Raw genomic sequence first — 5,410 nt, 5'->3', positions numbered from 1 at the left:
CCTGTCCTGCTATTCCCGCAGGAGTCTTCACGCCAACACTCCCATCAACTGCCTTTCTAAATACAATCTCAAAAGTCAAATCCGTTCTATTTTAAATAAACTTGATAAGGATCCTTTCGAAAACCCATTTAATTCAACGTGGTCAGCTTGAAATGATCGCATTAGACCAGCTTGTTCCCGAGTACCATTTGGTCCGCAAAATTGAAGAGGCAGAAATGTTGTTAAAACAACATTTCTGGCTCTCTCTTTTTATTCATTTTCGGCTTAATTACCCCTTTTCGGACAGCCTCTGAATTTTAGTTAGATGCCCTGCTCTTTTTCCTCGTCAACACCCAGTAGATAGGAAGGCCGATAATCCCAATTCCAATCGATAATAGTGCATCTGTGGGTTTATCCATCACCGTATTAACTACCAGATAAATGGTTCCAATTACAGCTATAATTGGTGTTAACGGATAAAAAGGAACTTTATACGTCTTCACTTCCGGCTGTTTCTTCCTGAGAATAAATACCGCAAAAAACGCTAATCCATAAAATGAAAATACTGAGAAAATGGCCATATCAGTGAGCCGATCGGGATCACTAACAATCATCATAATAACTGCGATGACCATTTGCATGATTGTTGCATTCATTGGTGTCTTGTAGGTCTTATGGACTTTCAAAATTTGTTTGGATCCAGGCAGTAAACCGTTTTGCGCCATTGCAAAAGGAATTCTGGGAAACGTTAATATTTTCCCATTTAAACAGCCAAAGATAGAAATTAAGATTCCAATGGTAATTAATTTCCCCCCAAAATCCCCAAAGAGAATGATGGCCGCAGTATTGGCAGCATTAGGACCGAGTTCAATTATTTGTTCTGCAGTAAGTACATGAAGCATAGCTACGTTCACAGACAAATATGAAATCATAACAATTAATATCCCAGTAATAATGGCTTTCGGGAGTGTTTTCGAAGGATCCTTCATTTCCCCCGCCATAAATCCGACGTTCATCCAGCCATCGTAGGCCCAAAGTGTGGCCAATATCGCCGCTCCCATGCTAATAGCTGCTGTTGAAGATCCACTCGACACATTTAAGACAGGTTGATCTCCCATAATGATTCCAAATATAGCAATTGCAAATATCGGAATCAGTTTCGCCACCGTTGAAACATTTTGGATTAGTCCCCCATAACGAGTACCTAGGCTATTTACAATACCTAAAAAAATGACCGTTATAATACCAACGATTGTTGATAAAGAGGAATCTAACTGAAAAAAACTGACGAGTAACGAACCAAAATATAATCCTAGGGCTCCCATAACAGCAGGTCCATAAATAACGGTTTGTACCCATCCACATATAAATCCCCATATTCCTCCATATACTTCTTCCAGGTAAGCATAAAGCCCTCCGGTTTTTGGAATCCGCGTACTCACTTCGGCAATCGTTAACCCGCTTGCAAGGGTGATAAGTCCTCCTATTAACCAGGCTAAGAGTGCTCTCGTTGAGTCACCGCTTGATTCAAGAACAATTCCTGGTTTCATAAAAATTCCGGAACCAATTACGGTTCCAACTACTAATGATGTTCCAACAAAGAAGCCAATATTCTTCTTTAACTGTTCTGTTCCCAAAGCATCCTCCCCATAACCTATGTATGAATTTAATGTAGTAATTATAACATGTTTGATATATAAGAATAATTTAAGGGTCAGCTCTTTTTAGTTTTTAAAATGGGCTGTTGATTTCCGTTCCAGGCGCTTCGCTTTCCGCGGGCGGACGATGAGCCGCATCAATGCTTACGCTCCTGCGGGGTCTCACCTGTCCTGCTGTTCCCGCAGGAGTCTTCACGCCCTCCACTCCAATCAACCGTCTATCTAAAGTTAATTTGGATGTAAAACCTAGCGATTGAATGTTACACGTACTACCCTAGAACAAATTCTGGAGGACACAAGTGATCTAAACTATGTCAAGAAAGAAATAATATAACAATACGCCTATTTAAAGCTGCCTCGATAAGCAGGACAACATCCATGAAATGTTTTCAAAAACCAAAAGAAGTACGGACCGAAATCATTCCGTACCTCTTTTTCTACAAACAAAGCCTTGCTTCTTTAAAAAGAAGCAAGGCTTTATGTTTAGTTTAAATGACTATGTTTTTTGGAGTAACTAAAATAAATAATCGTCCCAATCAACAGCCATATAACAAATGATATCCAAGTAATCAGCGGCAGACTCGAAGCTAAATAGAGACATAGCAATGCGCTGATGACCGGCAAGACCGGAACAAATGGCACTCGGAAAGAGGCTTTCAAACCAGGGTGCTTTTTACGCAACACGATAATAGCAAGTGACACGAGCGTGAACGCTGCTAATGTCCCCATATTGACCAAATGAGCTAGGGTAGTTAAATCTACGAAACCGGCAATTCCAGCTGCTACGAATCCGGTAATCCAAGTATTGATGAACGGCGTTTTAAATTTTGAATTTACTTTAGCCAAGGTTTTAGGCAGGAGGCCATCTCTGCTCATTGCATAAGAAAGACGCACTTGTGCATATATCAGGGCTAATATTACGGTTGTAATTCCAGCAACTGCCCCTATTGATATAATTCCCGCCATAGAATCTTGTCCAACCACACGAAGTGCAAAGGATACAGGGTCGGCCACATTTAGATGGGTATAAGAAACCATTCCTGTCAGTACAGCGGAAACACTTATATACAACACTGTACAGATTAATAAAGATGTCACGATTCCAATAGGCATATTTCGTTTCGGGTTCTTCACTTCTTCCGACGCTGTAGCAATCACATCAAAGCCAATGTAGGCAAAGAATACTGTTGCAGCACTGGTAACAATCCCTTCTAATCCAAATGGTGCAAACGGGGTCCAGTTTTCAGGTTTTACATAGCTGATTCCAGTAACAATAAATAACAAAATGACTCCTAATTTAATAAATACCATGATGTTATTAAATGTAATGCTTTCCTTTACTCCACGACTGACAAGCGCTGTAATTAACAAAATGATTAATACAGCTGGTAAATTAACCAGTCCGCCGGATCCCATTCCAGGAGCAGATGCTAACACTTTTGGCACTTCCATACCAAAGCCGGCAATAAGTGATTGGAAGTACGCAGACCAACCTGTTGCAACTGCTGCAATGGCAAGAATATATTCCAATATTAGGTCCCAGCCAATCAAAAAGGCAAAGATTTCTCCTAATGTTGCATAGGTGTATGTATAAACACTACCTGATACCGGTACAGCAGAAGAAAACTCAGCGTAACAAAAGGCTGCCAGCGCACACGCTATGCCAGCAAGGACAAAGGAAAGCATGATGGCAGGTCCGCCGCTGGTTGCAGCAACTACACCAGTGATAACAAAAATCCCAGTTCCAATGACACAACCGACACCCAGGAAAATCAAATCAAGTAATCCCATCGAACGATTTAGATCTTTTCGCTGACCCTGAATAAGTAAATCATTTATTGATTTTTTTCGAAATATTTGGTTCATGGGAGTCCTCCTGATTAAATACAAAAAAATACTGAATTAATACATCAAATAGCAGTATATTGTCGATTTTTGTCGAAGTCAAGTTCCTTTTAAATGAATTGGTTTATATCATGCCTGTTTATATAGTATCTAACAAAATCTAGTATCTATTTAGTCATTACACATATTTCTATCAGCAATGTCAGTTAACAATAAAACTCTCGTCCCATATATATGAGACGAGAGTTTTAATATAGTCTATTCATTTCCAGCAATCCGAACCTTACCAAACAATAAAGAGAAGGATCATTGCTAATACAATTCGATAAATGGCAAATGGAGTTAATTTAATTCTTTCAATCAACTTCAGGAAGTATTTAATACAGAATAAGGCAAACACAAATGCACTAATGAAGCCTGCAATGAAAAACGGCATCGCTTCAGGTGTAAAAAAGCTCCAATATTTAACCACTTTTAAAAGGGTAGCTCCAGCCATAATCGGTACGGCCATGATAAAGGTGAAATCAGCAGCAGCCCGATAACTCATTCCAAGGAGAACCCCTCCTGAAATCGTTGAACCTGAACGCGAGAATCCAGGCCATAACGACAAGCATTGAATAAGTCCAACACCAAGGGCTTGTTTATACGTAATCTGATCCACTGTTTCAGTCTTAATTTTTGGATGCAGCTTATCCGCAGCAATCATAAGAAAAGCACCAATAAACAATCCAATTGCGACCGTTTTTACTGAAAAAAGATGGTCGTCAATATAATCCTCAAAAGCAAGACCTAGTACTGCTGCTGGAAGTAATCCAACAATGATTTGCAGTAAATTGAGTTTCTTTTGACCTTGAGGCGCTGAAGAATCCATTTTTTTCAGTCCAAGCAAATCCATAAAACGACTCCAAAAAAGAACCACTACAGCAAGAATAGAACCTAACTGAATGATTATCTTAAAAGCATTGGCAATCTCGTCTCCAAATAACTCATTTGATTTAAATAAAAAATCGTCGACAATAATCATGTGACCTGTTGACGAAACTGGTGCAAATTCTGTTAGTCCCTCTACTAATCCAAGGACTATTGCAACAAAAATTTCCCACATCTCTTAACTCCACCTCGTTTGATCTTTATTCAGCTCTAATTAATCGTATATTTATTATTCCCTTTCTTGCATACGGTCGATTTTACAGGTTGTATAGAAATTTGTCTAAGAAAAAAGGTGAAGTATTACCAAATACCACGTAAAATAGGGGAAAATAGCTAGAGATTCCTCGTAAAAGGAAGTGAATGTAGTGAAAAAAATTAGTGTATATGCTCATCGAGGATCAAGAGGGACACATCCTGAAAATACAATGGCCGCTTTTGTCGAAGCCGAAAGAGTTGGTGCTGATGGCATTGAATTCGATGTCCATCTTACTAAAGACGGCGAACTTGTTATTATTCATGACGAAACACTTAATCGAACGACTACCTTAACTGGCTTTGTGAAAGATTATACTGCAGCTGAATTAAGAAAAGCTGATGCGGGGTTGAAATTCTCACCTGCTTTCTCAGGAGAGGGCATCCCCTTCCTCTCTGATGTGTTTGAATGGGCTTCAGAAAATAAACTGATTATGAATGTAGAGTTAAAAAATGATAAGCTGCACTATCCTGCTATTGAGCAGAAGGTTATATCCTTAATTCGTCACTATCATTTAGAAAGCCGTGTTGTTCTTTCCTCTTTTAACCATTCTTCCATTGCAGAAGTTAAAAGAATCGCACCTGACATTGAGCGTGCTTTGTTATTTGAAGGTCTTCCAGTTGATATTGTTAAAATCTTAACAGAAAAAAAGGAAGCAGGATTTCACCCAGATGCGCCTAGTCTAACGAAAGAGTTAAACAAGCAGGCACAAGAACTAGGGTATGTTGTACGGCCGTGGGTGGCT

At 39.3% G+C, this 5,410-nt stretch carries 5 protein-coding genes; 1 reads left to right on the top strand and 4 read right to left on the bottom strand.

Features of this window, described 5'->3' with window-relative positions; all coding sequences use genetic code 11:
- Positions 1-296: 296 nt before the first annotated feature.
- From AC52RT_RS15485 to AC52RT_RS15470, 4 genes are all read right to left on the bottom strand, one after another.
- Positions 297-1,616 (bottom strand): APC family permease, encoded by a 1,320-nt coding sequence (locus AC52RT_RS15485; RefSeq protein WP_495541572.1) that lies wholly within the window; start codon positions 1,614-1,616, stop codon positions 297-299.
- Positions 1,617-1,710: 94 nt separating this feature from the next.
- Positions 1,711-1,833, bottom strand: coding sequence for a hypothetical protein (locus AC52RT_RS15480; RefSeq protein WP_495541571.1), 123 nt, complete (start codon positions 1,831-1,833; stop codon positions 1,711-1,713).
- Positions 1,834-2,120: 287 nt separating this feature from the next.
- A complete protein-coding gene (bcaP, locus tag AC52RT_RS15475) occupies positions 2,121-3,503 on the bottom strand; it encodes a branched-chain amino acid transporter BcaP (protein ID WP_495541570.1) in 1,383 nt (460 codons plus the stop codon).
- A gap of 262 nt (positions 3,504-3,765) precedes the next feature.
- Positions 3,766-4,587 carry an undecaprenyl-diphosphate phosphatase gene (locus tag AC52RT_RS15470; protein ID WP_495541569.1) on the bottom strand — a complete coding sequence of 274 codons (822 nt, stop codon included), beginning with the start codon at positions 4,585-4,587 and terminating at the stop codon, positions 3,766-3,768.
- Between the two features lie 190 nt (positions 4,588-4,777).
- Here AC52RT_RS15470 and AC52RT_RS15465 point away from each other — a divergent pair.
- A partial coding sequence (locus tag AC52RT_RS15465; RefSeq protein ID WP_495541568.1) for a glycerophosphodiester phosphodiesterase occupies positions 4,778-5,410 on the top strand: 633 nt, incomplete at its 3' end.

This window comes from Peribacillus sp. (assembly GCF_059453735.1).
Note: the sequence above shows the minus strand (reverse complement) of the source record. Positions and strands in the feature narration are given on the sequence as shown.

What these genes read in the sequence shown, in the direction of transcription:
- bcaP (WP_495541570.1), bottom strand. Translation starts at nt 3,503, where the DNA reads ATGAACCAAATATTTCGAAAAAAATCAATAAATGATTTACTTATTCAG.
- AC52RT_RS15470 (WP_495541569.1), bottom strand. Translation starts at nt 4,587, where the DNA reads ATGTGGGAAATTTTTGTTGCAATAGTCCTTGGATTAGTAGAGGGACTA.